Below are 18059 nucleotides of genomic sequence, written 5' to 3' on the forward strand. Positions count from 1 at the left end.
GTCCCCCCTCTCAGCGCCAGACCGGGAGATTGAGCCACCAGCCCCACCATTCCGGCCAGCCACGGGTCCAGAACGGGCCGCTGATGACGATGCAGACGGCGCTCCAGAAGCCCGCCGACAGGGCGAGGAACAGGCCGAGGCGGTGGATGCCGAGCGTTCCGATGGAATACCCGATGGTGTCGCGGAAGAAGGTGTCCTCGTGCTCGGGCGTCTTCACCACTTCGCCCTTGCCCGGATTGGTCGAGGACAGGATCAGCGCGCCGTGGAGCGAGAGCGCTAGCGTCGTCGTGAAGAAGAACGACACCGCGAGCATGTGCGCCGGATTGTAGTGGAAGTGCAGATACTGGTAGCCGGTGTTCGACACCCAATCGAGGTGGGAGAGGATGCCGTAGGGGAAGCCGTGGCCCCAGGCGCCCATGAGGAACGGACGGACCACCACCAGGGACACGTAGGCCAGGATCGCCACCGAGAAGGCGAAGGGCACGTGGTAGCCGATGCCGAGCTTGCGGCAGATCTCGACTTCGCGCAGCGCCCAGGACGAGAACGCCCCGACGGCGCAGAAGGTGATGATCTGCCAGAGGCCGCCCTCCTTGAGGGGGGCGAGCGCCAGGCCGTATTTCAGGTCCGGCGGCGCGATGTTGATCTGCCAGATGTTCCAGGTCGGACCGAGGGCGGCGCCGTAGATGATCAGCGCCGTGCCGAGCACGGAGAAGAACAGCGTCGTCACGCCGAAGAAGCCGACGTAGAACGGCCCCACCCAGAAATCGAACAGGTCTCCGCCCACCAGCGTGCCGCCGCGGACGCGATATTTTCGTTCAAAACTCAGCATCGCCATCGCGAAACCCTCCCGGCGCCAGCGTCACGGTTCGTGTCGGGTTCTTATGGGTGGTGCGGGCGGGGGCCGGGGATCGGCCACCCGCCCGCTGACCTTGGCTCGGGTGTGCCCGTCAGGCGGGCATCGTCGGCAGGACGAGGCTCTGCGCATCGGCGGCGCGCGGGGCCTTGGGGCCTTCCAGCCAGTTGAACCGGTCGGTGCTGAGTAGAATGAAGTGGATCAGCAGGGCCAGGATGAACAGGAAGGTGAACAGCGCCACCAGGGTGCGGCGCGGATCGAACAGAAGCCAGACCTTGTGCATGGTGCGTCCTCCTCAGGAGATGAGCGAGGCGACGGTCTGGGCCGCCGTCTCCAGGGCCGCGTAGCCCTTGGGTCCCGGCAGCCACGGGCGCCACATCCACACGAGGATGTGGGCGACCACGGCGATGGCCGTGAAGATGATGAAGCTCGTCAGGAAGATCGCGTGGAACTCCTTGGCTTCGGGTTCCGTCAGCCCGGACAGGCTGCTGGGTTTCTCGACTATGCCGTTGGCCATCGGTTGAACCTCCGTGGGTCTGGCCGCGCGGGAGCGCGGCGGCTGTCACCGGGGCCTCGACGGACTCCGGCGGTCCTTCCCTCCAGTGCGGATGGGAGGTCGGTGGCGGGTGGGCTCGAGGGGCCGCGCCCGGAGAGGCAAATCATCCCATGAACACGAAGGGGATGGCCGAGACGGCCATGCTGCGCGCCTCGGCGAAGACCGAGCGCCGCTGCGGCACGATCCCGACCGGATGCGTCGGCATCAGGCGCTGGGCGCAGGCGGCGGCGAGGAAGAACGGGTAGGTCGCCGCCAGGATGAGGCGGAACTGGACCGCGTCCTGATGCAGGCGGGAGACCGGGTTCAGCGAGCGTTGCATGGGGCACGTCTCCTGTGGGCGGATCGTTGCGGCGCTTAGGCTCGGCAGGGGCCGGCCGGACAGCGCCGCGCCGCTCCAGCCGGAAAGGGATGGGGTGCGCGCGCTCATGCGGCCGCTCCGAGGGCGGTGTCGGCGCGCGCGCGCGCCACGTGATCGGGGGTGACGCGGGGCGCATCCTCGCGGCGCGCGGCCCGCTCGGCGGCGTCGCGCAAGCGTTTCGCCGCCGAGATCCGCACCAGGACGGGATGGGATTCGACGAGGGCGTCGAGGTCGGCGCGGGCCGCCTCGTCCCACGGCAGCTCGCGGTGGAACCGCGCCGGCGTCGCCTCGACGGCATCCATGTCGCGGGCGAGCGGCAGGATGTGGAAGAGCATGTCGAACAGGGCGTTGCAGACCTCCTGCACGAGGTAGGTCGCGCCCGAGAACCCCATGAACGGCGTGCCGGTGTGGCGCCGGATGATGGCGCCGGGAAACGAGGCCGGGACGAAGATCGCCCGGGCGCCGGCTTCCGCCGCGTACATCCGCTCGTTGAACGACCCGAACAGCACCAGGGGCGGATTTTTCGCGATGAGGTCGCGGATCGTGGCGTTGTCGGTCTTGGCGCCGGCCTTGCGGGACACAGCGAAGTGGCAGGGCAGGCCCATCTCGTCTTCGAGGAAGTGCCGGACGCCCCGCGCGTAGGTGTCGGACGCCACGATGCCGAAGCTCGCCGTGCCGAAGAAGTCCTGGGTCACCGAGCGCCACAGGTCCCAGACCGGCTTGATGGTGGTGTGCTTCTCCCGCTCGATGAACGGCTCGGGGTCGAGGCCGAGGATCTCGCCGAGCGAGCGCAGGAACTGGGTGGTCGAGTGGATTCCGATGGGGGCCTGGAGGTAGGGCCGCTCCAGGGCCTCGCAGAGCAGGCGCCCGAACTCGCGGTAGAGGCAGATGTTGGCATCCGCGTTGACGAGCTTCGGAACGTCGGCGAGGTGCGAGCCGAGGGGAAACGCCAGGTTCACCTCGGCGCCGATGCCCTCGACGAGCCGGCGGATCTCGGCGAGATCCGAGGGCATGTTGAAGGTGCCGTAGGCCGGACCGATGAGGTTGACGCGGGGGCGCTCGCCGGCCTTGCGCTCGGGCCGGACCGGGATGCCCTTCTTGGCGAATTTCCGTGCGCCGTATTCCTGCCAGAGCCAGGACATGGCCCGGTCGGCGGTCTGCCACTGGTCCTCGTCGATGGTGCGCGGCAGGAAGCGCTGGAGGTTGGTGCCCTCCGGGGTGACGCCGCCGCCGATCATCTCGGCGATGGAACCGGTGACGACCACGCTGGGCTGGCCCGGATCGAGGGTGGCGTGCGCCCGCTTCATCGCGGCTTCGGTGCCGTGGCGGCCGAGCTCCTCCTCGGCGAGCCCCGTGACCACGATGGGCAACTCGTGCGGCGGCAGGGCGTCGGTGTAGTGCAGCACCGAGGTGACGGGGAGATTCTCGCAGCCCACGGGTCCGTCGATGACGACCTGCAGGCCCTTGATGGCGGTGAAGACGTAGACGGCACCCCAGTAGCCGCCGGCCCGGTCGTGATCGAGGACGAGCATCAGGCCATCTCCCCGATCGGATCGTGCGCGCCCTTACCCCGCGTCGCGGAGGCGACGTTCTGGCGGAGCTTGGGCACGTCCTCCCAGATGCCGGCACTGTGGCCCTCGCCGACGCCGGCGAAGAAGTCCCGCATGGTGTCGAAGCGGTGCTGGTTGCCGATGGCCGCGTTGATCACCTTCGCCAGCGACCCGGCACCCGCGACGCCCATCAGCGGGCGGGCCGAGATGAGGTTGGTGAAGTAGAGGGCGGGAATGCCGTGCGCCTTCGCCTTCTGCACCACCGGCGTGGTCCCGATGGCGAGATCGGGCCGAAAATCCATCATGGCGGCGAGGTCGTGCTCGAGGGACGCCCGGTAGCGCACTGTGACGCCGCGGGCCTCGAGCCAGGCCTGATCGGCTTCCGAATAGGGGGTGCGCGGGCAGGCGGTGCCCACATAGCGCAGGTCCGCGCCGCTCTCGACGAGCAGGCGCCCGACGAGGAGTTCGGAGCCCTCGTACCCTGAGAGCGTGATCCGGCCCTTGATCGGGTTGGCGGCGAGCGCCCCCCTGATCATCGGCAGGAACCGGTTCTTGGCGGCGTCCACGGTGGCACGGGGCACCGCGCAGGCCTCGCCGATCCGGTCGAGCCAGTCGGCGGTGCCGTCATGGCCCACGGGAGCGGAGCCGACGATGGGGCGGCCCGCGGTCTGGAACTCGCGGATGGAGGCGGTATAGAACGGGTGGGTCGCCGCCACCGCCGTGCAATCCAGCGCCGCGTAGAGTTCGCGCCATTCCCGTGTCGGCACGACGGGGCCGGCGGCGAGGCCCAGGGGTTCGAGGAGAGCGCCGATCACCACCGGGTCGGCGGGGAACATCTCGCCGAGCAGCGCCACGGTCGGGCGCTCGGCCCGCCCCGCCCGCGGGGCCTGGACCGGACCCTGCTCGGCTTCGGTGCGGGCGAATTTCAGCATGGCGCCGGCCAGAACGTCCTTGGCCTCGGCATGGGTCGGCACCCCGAAGCCCGGAACGTCGATGCCGATGATGCGGACGCCGTCGATCTGCTTCGGCAGCAGCCGCAGGGGCACGCCCGAGGCGGTCGGCACGCACAGGTTGATCACCACCACGGCGTCGTAATCGGCGGGTTTGGCCACGTCGAACACCGCCTCGCGGATGTCCTCGAACAGCTTGCCGGTGACCAGGGTCTCGGAGTTGAACGGCACGTAGCCCACGCTCCGCTTCGCCCCGTAGAAATGCGACGTGAAGGTCAGCCCGTAGACGCAGCAGGCCGAGCCCGAGAGGATCGTCGCCGTGCGCCGCATGCGCAGGCCGACGCGCAAGCTCCCGAAGGCCGGGCACATGCTCTGGGGCTGGTCGTGCGGCCCCTGCGGATAATCCTTTCGGAGTTGCTCCAGCGTGTCGGACATCCCGGCGGCCTCGGCCGCCGCCCGCATCGTCGCCTTGCCCGAATGGCAGCCGAGGCCGTCGCCCTTCGTGGCGGCGAGTACCACCTCGGCCGGGACGGCCGGGGCCGCGAGGCTCGAAGCGGGGCGCTCCTTACGGGCGCGCAGATCGGCGATGTCGAGGGTGACGGCCATGCGCGTCAGACCTCGTCGTAGACGACTTCGAGGGACGGCTTCACCACGTGGGCCGTGCCGCACATGTCCTCGAAGGTGGCGGGTACGAGCGTCACGCCCCTGCCGACCGCCTCGCCCTTGAACAGGCCGAGCAGCCCGTCCTGGGAGAGCGGCGTCGGGTGGTTGGGCGCCGCGTCGTGGACGTTCTGCGCGAGATCGGCGAACAGCGAGCCCCACGGGCTCTCGGGCCGGCCGATGATCTCGTAATTCGCACTCTTCTTGCGGATGTCGTCGTCGGCCGGGATCGAGGCCAGGACCGGGATGCCGACGGCGGCGGCGAAGGCCTGGGCCTCGCCGGTGCCGTCGTCCTTGTTGATGACGAGGCCGCCGACGCCGACGTTGCCGCCGAGCTTGCGGAAGTATTCCACCGCCGAGCAGACGTTGTTGGCGACGTAGAGCGACTGCAAGTCGTTGGAGCCGACGACGATGACCTTCTGGCACATGTCGCGGGCGATGGGCAGGCCGAAGCCGCCGCAGACCACGTCGCCGAGGAAGTCGAGGAGCACGTAGTCGAAGCCCCATTCGTGGAAGCCGAGCTTCTCCAGGAGTTCGAAGCCGTGGATGATGCCGCGCCCGCCGCAGCCGCGCCCGACCTCCGGCCCGCCGAGCTCCATGGCGTAGACGCCGTCGCGCTTGAAGCAGACGTCGCCGATGGCGACCTGTTCGCCCGCGAGTTTCTTCTTGGTGGACGTCTCGATGATGGTCGGGCAGGCGCGGCCGCCGAACAGCAGCGAGGTGGTGTCGCTCTTGGGGTCGCAGCCGATGAGCAGGACCTTCTTGCCCTGCTGGGCCATCATGTAGCTGAGGTTGGCCAGGGTGAACGACTTGCCGATGCCGCCCTTGCCGTAGATAGCGATGATCTGCGTCTCCTTGGTGGCCTTCACCGGCACGGGATCGGGCTCGATGCCGGCCTCGGCGCGAAGCGCTTCCGATGCCTTCAGGGCGGCGCCGTTCAGCTGCATGTTCATGCGGCACTCCAATCGAGGATCATCTTGAGGCAGGCGGGCTCGCCGAAGGCCGTGCGGTAGGCTTGCGCCGCGTTGGCGGCCGGCTGGCGATGGGTGACGAGACCGTCGAGCGACAGGTGCCCCGACGCGACCAGCGCCGTGACGGTGGCGAGATCCTCCGGCTTCCACTGCGCCGCGACCCGGATGCGGGCCTCGCGCAGGAAGGCGGGTGGGAAGGTGAAGGCGAGCGGCGCCTCGTAGAACCCCGCCAGCACGATCTCGCCGCCGGCCCCCAGGCGTTCGATCAGGGTGTCGAGGAGGCCGGCATCGCCGCTGGCATCCGTGATCGTGGCGTAGTCGCGCCGGGCGTCGGCATCGGGGTGGAGCACGGCGTAGCCGTCGGCCCCCTCGGCGCGGATGGGATTGGTCTCCCACACCACCGGCGTGCCGCCGGCGGCCACGGTGAGGCGGGCCAGCAGGCGCCCGAGCACGCCGTGCCCGACGATCAGCGAAGGACCGGCCGGGACCGCGCCCAGAGCGTGCTGGGCGGTGGCCGCCAGGGCGAAGAGGATGCCGCGCTCGCCCAAGGACGGGTCGAGGGGGACGAGGCGTGCGCCGGCGCTGACGAGATGGGAGGCGGCGCCACCGAACAGGCCGCGCACCGGGCCGAAACAGCGGGCCCCCGGTACGAACACGGTCTGCCCGACCGCGACGCCGGATTCCGCGCCGGCTTCGATCACGGTGCCGACGGATTCGTAGCCGGGCACCAGGGGGTAGCCCATCCCGGGAAACGCCGGCATCCGGCCGGACCAGAGCAGGCGCTCCGTGCCGGTGCTGATGCCGCTCCAGGCGACCGCGACCAAGGCGTCGGCCGGGCCGGGGGTATCGAGCGTGAGGGTGTCGAGGGCGATCCGTTCCGGTTCGTGGAGGACGATGGCACGCGCTTGCATGGTTCTGGCCCTCCCCTTGTCCGTGGGGCCATCGACGTGCGGCCCGTATGTGTCATCCTAGATAGACACTTTTATTCGTCAAGCATTACTTACGATTGGTGCTGTCTAATCGGTTGGACACGAGCAGTCGGGTCAGGAGGGGGCGGCGGGTCGGGACCTCGCGGACCCCGCCGAAACCGGCCTCGGCGAGCAGCTGCGTCAGCTCGGCGGCCGTGCGGCAGCGGCCGGTGCCCATGGCGAGGAGGTAGAAGCCGAAATAGGCGTCGGCCATCGCCTCGGCTCCGGGCGTGCCCGCCATGGGTTCGGCGATGAGAAGCGTGCCACCCGGGGGCAAAGCCGCGTGAGCCGCACGCAGGAGGGCGCGGACCTTGCCGTCGTCGTGGTCGTGGACCACCCGTACCAGCGAGACGAGATCGGCCCCGCTCGGCAGGGGATCGTCCGGGAAGGCGCCCCCGAAGGTTTTTGCGCGCGCGCTCAGGCCCGCTTCGGCGAAGGCCTTCTCCGCCCGGGCTGCCACGGCCGGCAGGTCGAACAGCATCAGGCCGAGGCCGGGGGCGTGGCGGGCGGCCTCCCGCAGGAAAGCGCCCTCGCCACCGCCGACATCAAGGATGCGGCGATGGTCACGGAGTGGATAGGCCTCGACGATGTCTTGCGCGATCAGGGACTGGGACGCGCCCATCAGGGTGCTGTAGGCCGCGACCGATTCAGCGCTCGCGGGATCGCCGCGGGCGGCGTCCGCATAGGCCCAGTAGCGCGACAGGTGGGTGGGGCCGGCTTCCCCGCGCAGGAGGGCGACGGGGTCGGCGAGGTCCGCGTAGAGAAGCGCGTGATGCTCGATCATCGCCGCAACCGAGGGGTTTCCGATGAGCGCCGCGCCGAGGTCGGCGAGGGCGAAGCGGCCGTCGGGCAGGCGGGCGAGGAGATCGAGGGCGGCCGCGGCCTTGAGGAGGCGTTCGGCCCGGTCCGGTGTGAGGCCGACGCGCGCCGCCACGACGTCCGGCGCCAGGGGGCCGTCGAACAGGATGCGGAACAGGTCGAGGCGCACGCAGGCGAACAGGGTCTGCGCGTAGACGAAGCCGGCGCAGAGATCGAACAGGGCCTTCGTGTTCGCCCGGGCGATGTTGCGCGTGAGGGGAAAGCCGGCGGCCCAGCGCTGGAAGCCCGGCTTGGCGATCGTGCGGGTGCGGAAGGCGCGCCACCGCGCGCGCCAAGAGTCTTTCGGCGGCGCGCTACCGCCGGGGAGCTTGTCCATGCCCGCCGCCGACGCCGTCACCGGTGGGGTGGCCATGGTGGCCGCCCGCCGTCAGGCCAGTTCCCGCACGAGATGGGCCGGCAGGAACAGCCGGGTCTGCGCTTCGATCTCGGCCCGGAGGGCATCGGCACCCGGGCAGGCCGGGATCACCTCGACGGCCTCGCGGGCGAGGCGCTTGAGGCGGGCGAGGGCGCCGCCCATGCCCAGCAGGGCGGCGGCGTTGGGCCGGCCCAGGGTCGCGTCGCGGCCCACGGGCTTGCCGACCTCCTCCTGGCGGCAGGCGACGTCGCGCAGGTCGTCGGCGACCTGATAGGCCTCGCCGAGGCATTCCCCCAGCAGGCGCCACGGCAGGGCCGGCGCACCGGCGGCCGCCGCCCCCGTCACGGTGGCGGCGGCGAACAGGGCGCCGGTCTTGGCCTGCTGGTACTCGGTGAGCGCCACGGTGGGCTCCGATTCCCAGGCCTGGCCCGCCACGATGCCGTTGGGCGAGCCCACCGCGCGGGCGACGAGGCCGACGAGGGCGGCGAGGCGGTGCGGCGAGCGCGTCGCCCCCCGCGCCAGGGTTTCGAAGGCCGAGACGATGAGGGCGTCCCCGGTCAGCACCGCCAGGGGCTCGCCGAAGGCGGCGTGGACGGAGGGCTGGCCCCGGCGCAGGGGGGCGTCGTCGAAGCACGGCAGATCGTCGTGGACGAGGGAGGCGCAGTGCAGCAGCTCGATGGCGGCGGCCGCCGCGTCCGAGGCCGCCGGGTCGTCGTCGCCGCAGGCCCGCGCCACGGACAGGCACAGGCGCGGCCGGATACGGTGACCGCCCGGGAACACGGCGTAGCGGATCGCCTCGGCGAGGCGCGGCGGGGCACCGGGTGCTTCCGCGTGGGCCACGGCGGTGTCGAGGGTGCGCTCGATGCGACGGTTGGCATCCATCTGACGTCTCTCCCGGCGGAAGCATATGTCTTTTTGACTTGCCAACTGAAAGTGTCAGATAATATTGACACTCGTCAAGGATTGGTTTGGGTGGCGGAGGAGCCGGCGCGTGCGGGTCGTGGTCATCGGAGCGGGGATCGGTGGATTGGTGGCGGCCCTCCGGCTGGCCCATGCGGGCCTCGACGTGACCGTGCTCGAACGCGCCGCGCATCCGGGCGGCAAGATGCGCAGCGTCCCCGTCGACGGCCAAGCCGTGGAGGCCGGCCCCACGGTCTTCACCATGCGCTGGGTCCTCGACGAGATCTTTTCGGAATGCGGCGCGAGCCTCGAGGGACGCGTCGCGCTCAGCCCGGCGGCGATCCTGGCGCGGCATACCTGGGGGCCGGACGGCCACCTCGACCTGTTCGCCGATCCGCGCGCCTCCCGCGACGCCATCGGGGCGTTTGCCGGCGCCCGCGAGGCCGAGGGCTACGACCGCTTCCGCGCCCGCGCCGAGGCGGTCTACCGGACCCTCGAAGGCCCGTTCATCCGGGGGCAGCGGCCGAGTCCCCTCGCCCTCACCCGCCGCGCCGGTCTGTCGGGGCTCGGCGACCTCTGGCGCATCCAGCCCTTCACCACCCTGTGGTCGGCGCTGGGGGATTATTTCGCCGATCCGCGCCTGCGCCAGCTCTTCGGGCGCTATGCCACCTATTGCGGCGCCTCGCCCTACCGGGCGCCCGCCACCCTGATGCTCGTCGCCCATGTCGAATCGCAAGGGGTCTGGCATGTCGCGGGCGGCCTCAGCGCCCTCGCCCGGGCGGTGGCGGATCTGGCCGCCGAGCGCGGTGCGCGCCTGCGCTATGGCGCCCACGTGGCACGCATCGTCACCGACCGCACCGGCGTCACCGGCGTGGACCTCGCCGACGGCGAGCGCATCCCGGCGGACGCCGTTGTCTGCAACGCCGACGCGGCGGCGCTGGGCGACGGGCTCCTCGGCGCGAAAGCCGCCCGGGGGGCCGAGCGGGTTCCGCCGGCCGAGCGCTCGCTCTCGGCCGTGACCCTGTGCATGAACGCCCGCGCCGAAGGCTTCCCGCTCCTGCGCCACACGGTGTTCTTCTCCGGCGACTATGCCGCCGAGTTCGACGCCATCGCACGGGGGCGGCTGCCCACCGACCCCACGGTCTATGTCTGCGCCCAGGACCGGGGCGACACGGCCCCTGACGTGTCCGGGGCCGAGCGCCTGCTCTGCCTCGTCAACGCGCCTGCGGGCGGCACCTTCACGCCTACGGAGATCGCCACATGCACGAGCGCCCTTCATCGCCGCCTGGGGGCCTCCGGGCTGACACTGACGGATACGCCCGCGACGGTGACGACGGAGCCGGCGGGGTTCGGGGCGCTGTTTCCGGGGACGGGGGGCGCCCTCTACGGGCGGGCCTCGCACGGGTGGATGGCCTCGTTCCAGCGTCCGGGGGCACGGACGGCGATTCCGGGGCTGTACCTCGCCGGGGGCAGCGTCCATCCGGGGCCGGGGGTGCCGATGGCGGCGCAATCGGGGCGGCTCGCGGCGGACAGCCTGCTGGCGGACCGGAGCACCGCCCGCGCTTCGATACGCCGGTCGGCCGCGGCGGCTACGTCTGGTGGTACGTCGATGCCCTGAGTGCCGATGGGCGCCAGGGGCTGACCATCATCGCCTTCATCGGCTCGGTGTTCTCGCCCTACTACGCCTGGGACAGGAGCCGCGACCCGTTCCGGCACTGCGCCGTCAACGTGGTGCTCTACGGGGAGCGGTCGAACCGCTTCTGCATGACCGAGCGCGGGCGCCGGGCCGTGTCGCGGGACGCGACGCATCTCGCCATCGGTCCGAGCGATCTCGCCTGGGACGGCACCACCCTCACCATCAACCTTGACGAGGTGACGGCACCGATCCCCTCACGGGTCCGCGGCACCGTGCGGGTTCGCCCCACCGGCCTCACCCCCGGCCCGTTCAGCCTCGATGGACAGGGCCGGCATCGCTGGTGGCCGATGGCGCCGTCCTCGCCCGTCGAGGTCGCCCTCACCGAGCCGTCGCTGACCTGGACCGGGACGGCCTACTTCGACACCAACCACGGCGATACGCCCCTTGAGGACGCCTTCACGGATTGGACCTGGTGCCGGGCCAATCTCACGGACGGCGCCGCGATTCTCTACGACGTGCGGCGCCGCGACGGCACCGTTCAGAACCTGTCCCTGCGCTTCGACGCCACCGGCGCGCCGCGCGACATCGATCCACCCCGCCCCGCCGCCCTGCCGGCGACTCGCCTGTGGCGCATTCCCCGCTCGACCCGCAGCGACGATGGCACGGCCCGGGTGGTGCGGACCTTCGAGGACACGCCGTTCTATGCCCGCTCCCTGCTGGAGACGACCCTCTGCGGGCAACGGGTGCGCCCGGTCCACGAGAGCCTGTCGCTCGACCGGTTCAAGAACCCCCTGGTGCGCTGGATGCTGCCGTTCCGGATGCCGCGCCCGCTCGGGTGAGGCGGGCCTTCGTGTCCTACGGATGGTCGGTCGCGTTCACGAATCGCCGGCCTCGGCCTTCGCGCGGGCGGCCGCCTCCCGGTCGCGGCGGATGCCGCGCTTGAGCGCCACGAGCTGCCAGAGGGCGAGACCGAGCGCCAGGCCGAACACGAGGCCGATGTCGAGGGCGGCGAAGAACGGGTCGCTCACGGGACGGCGTGCGAGGACCCCTCGGGCGCGAAGGCGGGTCCCGCAAAGGTCTCGCGCTCGCGCAGGGTCTCGACGAGGTCGAGGACCCGGGCCATCTGGCCGGGCACGTCCCACCAGGCCGGACCGGCGGGCACCGGCTGTGCGGCCACGGCCGCGACGAGGAACGCGACCTCGGCCAGGGGCGGCGCATGGCGATCCTGCGCGGGCGCGAAGGTGGGCGTCAGGGTGGCGCGGGCCAGGAGCGCCGCCTTGCGCCGGCCATCGACGCGAGCCCGGGTGGTCACCGGATCGAGGTCCTGGCGCTCCAACTCCCGTCCGATCTCGGCGTAGATGAGCCGAGCCGCGCGGATCGCCGGCCGGCAGGCGCGCGGCAGGCCGGAGAGGCCCGCTTCCGAGCGGATGTAGAGGAGGTCCGCCGCCGCGAGCAGCCGGGCGACGACGCCCGCCAGGGCCGGGCTCGGGTGCGGGTCGGTCAGGAAGGCCTCCGGATCGATCCCGGCTTCTCTCAGCCAGTCGACGGGCAGGTAGAGCCGGCCCGCACGGGCATCCTCACCGACGTCGCGGGCGATATTGGTGAACTGCATGGCGATTCCGAGGTCGCAGGCCCGGGCGAGGACGGCCGGATCGCGTGACCCCATGATCAGGGTCATCATCACGCCGACGCTGGCGGCGACCCGGGCGGCGTAGGCGGTGAGGTCGGAGAGCGTCGCGTAGCGCCGGCCCTCCCCATCCCAGGCCAGCCCCTCGATGAGCGCCATGGGCAGGGCCTGCGGGATGGCGTGGGCGACGACGAGGTCGGCGAGCGCCCGGTCGGCGGGGGCGTCGGCGGGGCGCCCGTCATAGGCGCGGGTCAGGCGGTCGGACAGGCGGGCCGCGGCCGCTGTCCGGGCGACGGGCGCCACGTCGTCGACGGCGTCGTCGGACAGGCGGCAGAACGCGTAGAGCCCGTAGGCCGGGCGCCGGACATGGGCCGGCAGAAGGGCGGAGGCGGCAAAGAAGCTGCGCGAGCCCGCCCGGATCGCGTTCCGGCACGCGGCCCGGTCGGCGGCGTCGGCGTGCGGCGTCGCCCAGAGGGGCGGCCTGTCGGGCTCGGGGGTTGCCCAGAAGGACGGCCTGACGGCCTCAGGCGAAGACGCGCGCATCCGGCACCACGGAATCGAGGACTCGGGCAGAGGAGAGGACGCCGGGCAGTCCGGCGCCCGGATGGGTGCCGGCCCCGACGAGGTAGAGGTTGCGCACGTTCTCGGACGCATTGTGCGGCCGGAACCACGCCGATTGCGTCAGCACGGGTTCGAGGCCGAAGCCGGATCCGCGATAGCTCAGGAAATCGCTGGCGAAGTCGTTGGGGGTCGTGACTTTCGACGTAACGAGGCTCTCGGAGAGCCCCGGCATCACCGTGGCTTCCAGATGCCGCGCGATGGCCTCCCGGTAGGGTTCGGCGAGCGCCGCCCAATCCTGGCCGCCGTCTAGGTTCGGCACCGGCGACAGCACGTAGAACGCGTCGTGTCCGGGCGGGGCCAGCATCGGGTCGGTGGCGGTGGGCCGATGCAGGTAGAGGCTGAAATCCTTCGCCAGACGCTTCTTGGTGAAGATGTCCTCGATGAGGCCGCGATAGCGCGGGCCCATCAGGATGGTGTGGTGGGCGACATCGGGAAATTTCTTGCTGGTGCCGAAGTACCAGACGAACAGGCCCATGGAGGAATGCGCGCGCCCGAGGCGCCGGGCATTCCAGCGTTTGGCGGTGCCGCCGAGCAAAGTCCCGTAGGTGAAGGCCGAATCGGCGTTCGACACCACGATCTCGGCCGGGATCGCTTCGCCATTCGCCAGGGTGACGCCCGTGGCTTTTCCACCCGCCACGGTGATGCGGGCGACGTCGGCGCCACAGCGTAGCGCCCCGCCCTGCCCCCGGATGAGGTCGCATAGGCCGTCGACGAGGCGTCCAGTGCCGCCCATGGCGAAGTGGACGCCCCAGCGCCGCTCGAGATGGGCGATGAGGCAGTAGATCGCGCTCGCCCGGAACGGGCTTCCGCCGATGAGCAGCGGGTGGAAGGAGAAGATCGTCCGCAGGCGCTCGTCGCGGATGTAGCTGGCGACGAGGTCGTAGACCGAGCGGTGACCACCGAGGCGCAGCAGGCTCGGCATGATCCGCAGCATGTCGGTGACCGACGAGAACGGCACGTGGCCGAGTTCCTCGAACCCGACCCGGCAGATCGCCTCGGAGCGGGCCATGAAGGCCTCGTATCCGGCGACATCGGCGGATGAGAACTTCGCGACTTCGGCCCGCATGGCGGCGATGTCGCCGCTGTAGTCGAAGGTGGCGCCGTCGTCGAAGCGGATGCGGTAGAACGGCCGCATGGGCACAAGCGTCACATCGTCGTCCATGCGCCGGCCGCACAGGCGCCACAGCTCCTCGAACAGGAACGGCGCCGTGACGATGGTCGGGCCGGCGTCGAAGGTGAATCCGTCCTGGCGGTGGACGCGGGCGCGACCGCCGGGCTGCTCCAGGCGCTCCAGCACCGTGACCCGGTAACCCCGGGCGCCGAGGCGGATCGCCGCCGCCAGACCGCCGAAGCCGGAGCCGATCACCACCGCGTGGGCGCGCGGATCGGAGCTCGTCACAGGGTTCGGCATGTCGGCGAGTGTCAACATAAGGTGACACTAATCCGCGTCCGCGACGGGACGCAAGCGCTGTTTTACGCCTCTGCCGCGGCCCGTGCCGGGCTGAGCTGGCGGATGATCCCGGCGACCGCCGCGGGCGCCTCCTCGTGGGCGAGGTGGCCGAGGTTGCGCAGCAATTCGACCCGCGCATGGGGCAGGCGCTTCTGCAGGGCGAAGGCGGTGTCGGGCGAGATCGCCCGGTCGTCGCCGCCCACCACCAGGGTTGTCGGCACGGTGAGCCGGGCGATGGCGCGGTCCAGCGCCGCCAGATCCCAGTTCGCCATCATGCCGAGTGCTCCGGCGACGTGGCCGGGGCAGCGGAACAGGCGCCGATAGAGATCGAGCCCCCCGGCATCGAGACGCGAGCCGGTGCCGCGGATGAGGCGCTCCACCGCCGGACGGTCGGCGGTCCAGGCGAAGATTCGCGGCGTCACCGAATTGAGGAACAGCATCCGGGCGAGACTCGGGAACAGCACGGATGCGAGGCCGGGAAACGGCGTCAACGCCCCGTTGAGGGCGACGAGGTGGCGGGGGGCGAGGCCGTCGAGGCAGAGCCGGACGAGGAGCGCGGCGCCGGCAGAGTGGCCGACCATCACCTCCGGGACCACCCCGAGGGCGGAGAGGAGATCACGGATCGCCGCCGCCATGCCGGGCAGGGACAGGCGGTTCGCGGGCAGCGGATCGGTGAAGGCGTGGCCGGGGAGATCCGGCGCCACGACGAAGAAATCCTGCGCCAGCAGGGGAGCGAGGCCGCGCCACGAATGGGTGGCCGCGCCGGTGCCGTGCAGGAGCAGGAGCACCGGAGCAGCGGCGTCGCCGAAGGTCTGGACGTGCCAGGTGAGGCCAGAGGCTTCGACGAAACGGCTGGCCTCGCGGTGGGGCCAATCCGCGCCTTCGCGCTCCCAGGCGGGTCGATCGCTCGGCGCGGACATGATCGCTCCCTCAGGTCGCCGCCCGGATGGCGGCACGCATCGCCCCCGCATCGGCGTAGGGCAAGGGGAGATAGCGCGCACCCATGGCCTCGGCGATGCGGCGGGCGGTGTCCTGCGGCCGGGCCGCCGTGTCGATGAGGATGGTGCGGACCCCGTCGGCCCGCAGGGCCGTGGCTGCCGCGAGGGCGTCGGCGCCTGCCTGCGTACGGCCGGCCGCACCCGCGCGCGTGATGTTGGCGCGTCCGTCCGTGAGCACCACCACCACCGGCGTTCCCCCGCCCCGGTGCACGCTCCGGGCGAGTGCCGCCGCTGCATCGAGGCCCGCAGCCAGCGGCGTGCCCCCGCCTCCGGGCAGCGCGCTCAAACCCCGCCGCGCCCGCGCCAGGGCGCGGGTGGGTGGTAGGATCAACTCGGCCCCGAGCCCGCGAAACGCCAGGACGGCGACGCGGTCCCGGCGGGTATAGGCTTCGGCCAGGAGCAGCTCCACGGCGCCCTTGGCCTCGGCGAGGCGTTCGAGGGCGGCCGAACCCGAGGCATCGACGGCGAAGATCGTCGTGGTCTGCGTGCGCTGGACGAAGCGCGTGACGCGTAGATCCTCCGGGCGGATCCGGATGCCCTGGGGCTCGCCCGCCGTCCGGCGCAAACGCTGCCAGGGTGCGGCGGCGCGCAAGGTGTCGACGAGGGAGAGGCGTCCCTGGCGCGGATCGCCGGCGCGCGCGCCCAGGGGCCGTCCGGCGCGCGGCGACGCGGCGGCGGCCCCCGCTTTGCCGGCCCGCGGTTGGCGCGGGCGTACTCCCGCCGCGATGAGCCCGGCGAGAAGACCGGGCGGAAGGGCGCTGCGCGCGGCCTCGACCATGCGCTGGTCGAGGGAGGCGGAGGTCTCCTCGTGCTCGGTGGGGGTATCCGGTTCGGGCGTGGTCTCCTCCGGCGCGGACTCCTCGGGCACGGCGGCCTCGGGCGTCGGTTCGGCTGTGGGCATCCGCGTCGCCCTCGGGCCGAGGACGAGGCGTGCGGCCCGGATCGTATCGTTCTCGCCCGGAACCGCACGCCCCTCGAGACGGGCGAGCAGCCGCGCGACCCGGGCGGCCAGGAGCGGACCGCGGAGCGACACCACCCCGAGGGCGTCGGCGGCCCGGCACAGGGCGCCGAGAACGTCCCCTGCCCCCGGATCGGACGCTTCGGCGTGGGACGGGTCGTCCACCGGGACCGCATCGCGCCAGGGGACGTCCGTGAGATCGATGTGCAGGGCGAGGCGGTCGGCCAGGGCGTCCGGCACGGCCTCGTCGTCGCCCTGACCCTCATCGAGAAGGATCACCCCGAGGCGTGCCGGGTGGCATCGTCCGAGGCCGTCGCGCTCCACCCGTACGGTGCCGGTGTCGAGGATCGCGGCGAGACGGGCCGCCTGCCCGGGTGACAGGCGTTCGGCCATGGGAACGACGAGGAGGCCGCCATCGGTCTCGGCCAGAAGCCCGGTCTCCGCCACGGGACGCCCGGCCGCGAGGGTGGCGGGTAGATCGAGGCCGCCGAGCAGGCGCGCATCGGTGATGCTGCCGGGCATCCGCCTCATCGGCCTGTCGCTCGGAAGGGCTACGCGTAGGGCTGCGAGCCAGGCCTCGCGTACGGGGCCCGCGCCGGCACGCACGACCACGCCGCCGACCCCGTGTGGATCGGCCGCCGCGAGGCGCGCCACCAGCACCGCGTCGGCCCAGGTGGTCACGGGGCGAAAACCTCCGCCACGGCCCGGGTGACGCGGGCGGTGGACCCGGATTCGTCGAGCGGATTGCGGCGCAGGCGATGGCGCAGGGCCGCCGGGGCGATTCGGGAGAGGTGATCGACGCCGACGGTGTCGGCCGCCTCCAGGGCCGCGAGCGCCCGGGCCGTGCGCATGAGGGTGAGTTCGCCCCGCAGTCCGTCGGTCCCGAGGGCGAGGCAGAGCCGGGCGGCCGCCTCCAGGGTGGCGTCGGGCACGGTGAGCGACGGCAGGTGCGCGCGGGCGCGGGTGAGGGTCTCGCGGATCGCCGCGTCGGCCCCGGCATGGGCGGCGCAGAACGCCTCCGGATCGCGCTCGTAGGTGTCGCGGCGACGCACCACGTCGATGCGGGTCGGCAGGTCCGTCGGCGTCGTCACCTCGACGGCGAGGCCGAAGCGGTCGAGGAGCTGCGGGCGCAACTCGCCCTCCTCCGGGTTGCCGCTGCCCACCAGCACGAAGCGGGCGGGATGGCGGATGCTCAGGCCCTCGCGCTCCACGGTGTTGATCCCCGACGCCGCGACATCGAGGAGGAGGTCGACGAGGTGATCGTCGAGGAGATTGACCTCGTCGATGTAGAGGAAGCCCCGGTTGGCCCGCGCCAGCAACCCCGGCTCGAACGCCTTCTGCCCGTGGGCGAGCGCCCGTTCGAGGTCGAGGGCGCCCACCACCCGGTCCTCGGTGGCGCCGAGCGGCAGGTCCACCACCGGCACCGGGACGGTGTGGACCTTCAGGCCGCCGGCGTGGTCGCGGCAGAGGTGGCACAGATCGCCTGGCCGGGCGGGATCGCAGGCATAGGGGCACCCGGCCACCGCCCGCATGGGCGGCAGGAGGGCGGCGAGCCCCCGGATCGCCGTGGATTTGCCCGTGCCGCGATCGCCGAAGACGAGGACGCCGCCGACGGACGGGTCCACGGCCGCGATGAGGAGCGCCTGGCGCATCTCATCCTGGCCGACGATGGCCGAGAACGGGAAGCTCGGGGCCGGCGCGTACGGCGCCGTGTCCGGACGCGCCGGCTTCGCCCGTCCCGTTGCCCGGATGACGCCGGTCTCCGCGTT

General features: G+C 72.0%; 18 protein-coding genes. 2 read left to right on the forward strand and 16 right to left on the reverse strand.

The window, feature by feature from the left end; translation table 11 throughout:
- Window positions 1–10 precede the first annotated feature (10 nt).
- From pufL to ASF52_RS05190, 10 genes are all read right to left on the reverse strand, one after another.
- On the reverse strand, window positions 11–835 hold the full coding sequence (gene pufL / locus ASF52_RS05145) for a photosynthetic reaction center subunit L (RefSeq protein WP_056168729.1): 825 nt from the start codon (window positions 833–835) through the stop codon (window positions 11–13).
- 112 nt (window positions 836–947) lie between these two features.
- Window positions 948–1136, reverse strand: coding sequence for a light-harvesting antenna LH1, alpha subunit (pufA, locus tag ASF52_RS05150; RefSeq protein ID WP_056168732.1), 189 nt, complete (start codon window positions 1134–1136; stop codon window positions 948–950).
- A 12-nt stretch (window positions 1137–1148) separates the two neighbouring features.
- Window positions 1149–1370: a light-harvesting antenna LH1, beta subunit gene (gene pufB / locus ASF52_RS05155; protein ID WP_056096638.1), complete on the reverse strand. Its 222-nt coding sequence runs from the start codon at window positions 1368–1370 to the stop codon at window positions 1149–1151.
- A 142-nt stretch (window positions 1371–1512) separates the two neighbouring features.
- Window positions 1513–1728, reverse strand: a complete 216-nt coding sequence (locus ASF52_RS05160) for a hypothetical protein (protein WP_056168735.1) — start codon at window positions 1726–1728, stop codon at window positions 1513–1515.
- Between the two features lie 104 nt (window positions 1729–1832).
- A complete protein-coding gene (gene bchZ / locus ASF52_RS05165; protein ID WP_056168737.1) occupies window positions 1833–3299 on the reverse strand; it encodes a chlorophyllide a reductase subunit Z in 1467 nt (488 codons plus the stop codon).
- Entirely contained in the window at window positions 3299–4873 is a 1575-nt protein-coding gene (gene bchY, locus ASF52_RS05170; RefSeq protein ID WP_056168740.1) for a chlorophyllide a reductase subunit Y, read from the reverse strand. The genes bchZ and bchY overlap by 1 nt, the downstream gene beginning before the upstream one ends.
- Window positions 4874–4878: 5 nt before the next feature.
- Window positions 4879–5880, reverse strand: coding sequence for a chlorophyllide a reductase iron protein subunit X (locus ASF52_RS05175; RefSeq protein ID WP_056168743.1), 1002 nt, complete (start codon window positions 5878–5880; stop codon window positions 4879–4881).
- The gene (gene bchC, locus ASF52_RS05180; RefSeq protein ID WP_056168747.1) at window positions 5877–6809 is read right to left on the reverse strand and encodes a chlorophyll synthesis pathway protein BchC; all 933 of its coding nucleotides are present in this window, start codon (window positions 6807–6809) and stop codon (window positions 5877–5879) included. Before bchC ends, ASF52_RS05175 begins: the two co-directional genes overlap by 4 nt.
- 85 nt (window positions 6810–6894) lie before the next feature.
- Entirely contained in the window at window positions 6895–8061 is a 1167-nt protein-coding gene (locus ASF52_RS05185) for a methyltransferase (RefSeq protein WP_056168825.1), read from the reverse strand.
- Between the two features lie 51 nt (window positions 8062–8112).
- A complete protein-coding gene (locus ASF52_RS05190) occupies window positions 8113–8982 on the reverse strand; it encodes a polyprenyl synthetase family protein (protein ID WP_056168751.1) in 870 nt (289 codons plus the stop codon).
- Between the two features lie 109 nt (window positions 8983–9091).
- Between ASF52_RS05190 and crtD the strand changes: the two genes are divergently transcribed.
- Window positions 9092–10618 (forward strand): 1-hydroxycarotenoid 3,4-desaturase CrtD, encoded by a 1527-nt coding sequence (crtD, locus tag ASF52_RS05195; RefSeq protein ID WP_056168756.1) that lies wholly within the window; start codon window positions 9092–9094, stop codon window positions 10616–10618.
- Entirely contained in the window at window positions 10615–11475 is an 861-nt protein-coding gene (locus tag ASF52_RS05200; RefSeq protein WP_056168828.1) for a carotenoid 1,2-hydratase, read from the forward strand. The genes crtD and ASF52_RS05200 overlap by 4 nt, the downstream gene beginning before the upstream one ends.
- A gap of 36 nt (window positions 11476–11511) precedes the next feature.
- Here ASF52_RS05200 and ASF52_RS22915 read toward each other — a convergent pair whose 3' ends face one another.
- From ASF52_RS22915 to bchI, 6 genes are read right to left on the reverse strand one after another with little or no spacing between them, the layout of a single operon-like run.
- On the reverse strand, window positions 11512–11664 hold the full coding sequence (locus ASF52_RS22915) for a hypothetical protein (protein ID WP_200918887.1): 153 nt from the start codon (window positions 11662–11664) through the stop codon (window positions 11512–11514).
- The gene (locus ASF52_RS05205) at window positions 11661–12806 is read right to left on the reverse strand and encodes a phytoene/squalene synthase family protein (protein ID WP_056168760.1); all 1146 of its coding nucleotides are present in this window, start codon (window positions 12804–12806) and stop codon (window positions 11661–11663) included. Before ASF52_RS05205 ends, ASF52_RS22915 begins: the two co-directional genes overlap by 4 nt.
- Complete coding sequence (locus ASF52_RS05210; protein WP_056168763.1) at window positions 12787–14313, reverse strand: phytoene desaturase; 1527 nt, start codon at window positions 14311–14313, stop codon at window positions 12787–12789. Before ASF52_RS05210 ends, ASF52_RS05205 begins: the two co-directional genes overlap by 20 nt.
- Before the next feature lie 44 nt (window positions 14314–14357).
- Window positions 14358–15254, reverse strand: coding sequence for an alpha/beta fold hydrolase BchO (gene bchO, locus ASF52_RS05215; RefSeq protein ID WP_056168765.1), 897 nt, complete (start codon window positions 15252–15254; stop codon window positions 14358–14360).
- Window positions 15255–15264: 10 nt separating this feature from the next.
- The gene (locus ASF52_RS05220; RefSeq protein ID WP_056168767.1) at window positions 15265–16971 is read right to left on the reverse strand and encodes a magnesium chelatase subunit D; all 1707 of its coding nucleotides are present in this window, start codon (window positions 16969–16971) and stop codon (window positions 15265–15267) included.
- Window positions 16968–17942, reverse strand: coding sequence for a magnesium chelatase ATPase subunit I (bchI, locus tag ASF52_RS05225; RefSeq protein WP_244473701.1), 975 nt, complete (start codon window positions 17940–17942; stop codon window positions 16968–16970). The genes ASF52_RS05220 and bchI overlap by 4 nt, the downstream gene beginning before the upstream one ends.
- Window positions 17943–18059 lie beyond the last annotated feature (117 nt).

This window comes from Methylobacterium sp. Leaf112 (assembly GCF_001423295.1).
GTDB lineage: Bacteria > Pseudomonadota > Alphaproteobacteria > Rhizobiales > Beijerinckiaceae > Methylobacterium.

Excerpts from the sequence above, each read along its gene's own strand:
- pufA (WP_056168732.1), bottom strand. The coding sequence starts at position 1,136 with ATGCACAAGGTCTGGCTTCTGTTCGATCCGCGCCGCACCCTGGTGGCG.
- ASF52_RS05185 (WP_056168825.1), bottom strand. The coding sequence starts at position 8,061 with ATGGACAAGCTCCCCGGCGGTAGCGCGCCGCCGAAAGACTCTTGGCGC.
- pufL (WP_056168729.1), bottom strand. The coding sequence starts at position 835 with ATGGCGATGCTGAGTTTTGAACGAAAATATCGCGTCCGCGGCGGCACG.
- bchZ (WP_056168737.1), bottom strand. The coding sequence starts at position 3,299 with ATGCTCGTCCTCGATCACGACCGGGCCGGCGGCTACTGGGGTGCCGTC.
- ASF52_RS05190 (WP_056168751.1), bottom strand. The coding sequence starts at position 8,982 with ATGGATGCCAACCGTCGCATCGAGCGCACCCTCGACACCGCCGTGGCC.
- pufB (WP_056096638.1), bottom strand. The coding sequence starts at position 1,370 with ATGGCCAACGGCATAGTCGAGAAACCCAGCAGCCTGTCCGGGCTGACG.
- ASF52_RS05175 (WP_056168743.1), bottom strand. The coding sequence starts at position 5,880 with ATGAACATGCAGCTGAACGGCGCCGCCCTGAAGGCATCGGAAGCGCTT.
- bchY (WP_056168740.1), bottom strand. The coding sequence starts at position 4,873 with ATGGCCGTCACCCTCGACATCGCCGATCTGCGCGCCCGTAAGGAGCGC.
- bchI (WP_244473701.1), bottom strand. The coding sequence starts at position 17,942 with ATGCGCCAGGCGCTCCTCATCGCGGCCGTGGACCCGTCCGTCGGCGGC.
- bchC (WP_056168747.1), bottom strand. The coding sequence starts at position 6,809 with ATGCAAGCGCGTGCCATCGTCCTCCACGAACCGGAACGGATCGCCCTC.
- ASF52_RS05205 (WP_056168760.1), bottom strand. The coding sequence starts at position 12,806 with ATGCGCGCGTCTTCGCCTGAGGCCGTCAGGCCGTCCTTCTGGGCAACC.
- ASF52_RS05160 (WP_056168735.1), bottom strand. The coding sequence starts at position 1,728 with ATGCAACGCTCGCTGAACCCGGTCTCCCGCCTGCATCAGGACGCGGTC.
- bchO (WP_056168765.1), bottom strand. The coding sequence starts at position 15,254 with ATGTCCGCGCCGAGCGATCGACCCGCCTGGGAGCGCGAAGGCGCGGAT.
- ASF52_RS05210 (WP_056168763.1), bottom strand. The coding sequence starts at position 14,313 with ATGTTGACACTCGCCGACATGCCGAACCCTGTGACGAGCTCCGATCCG.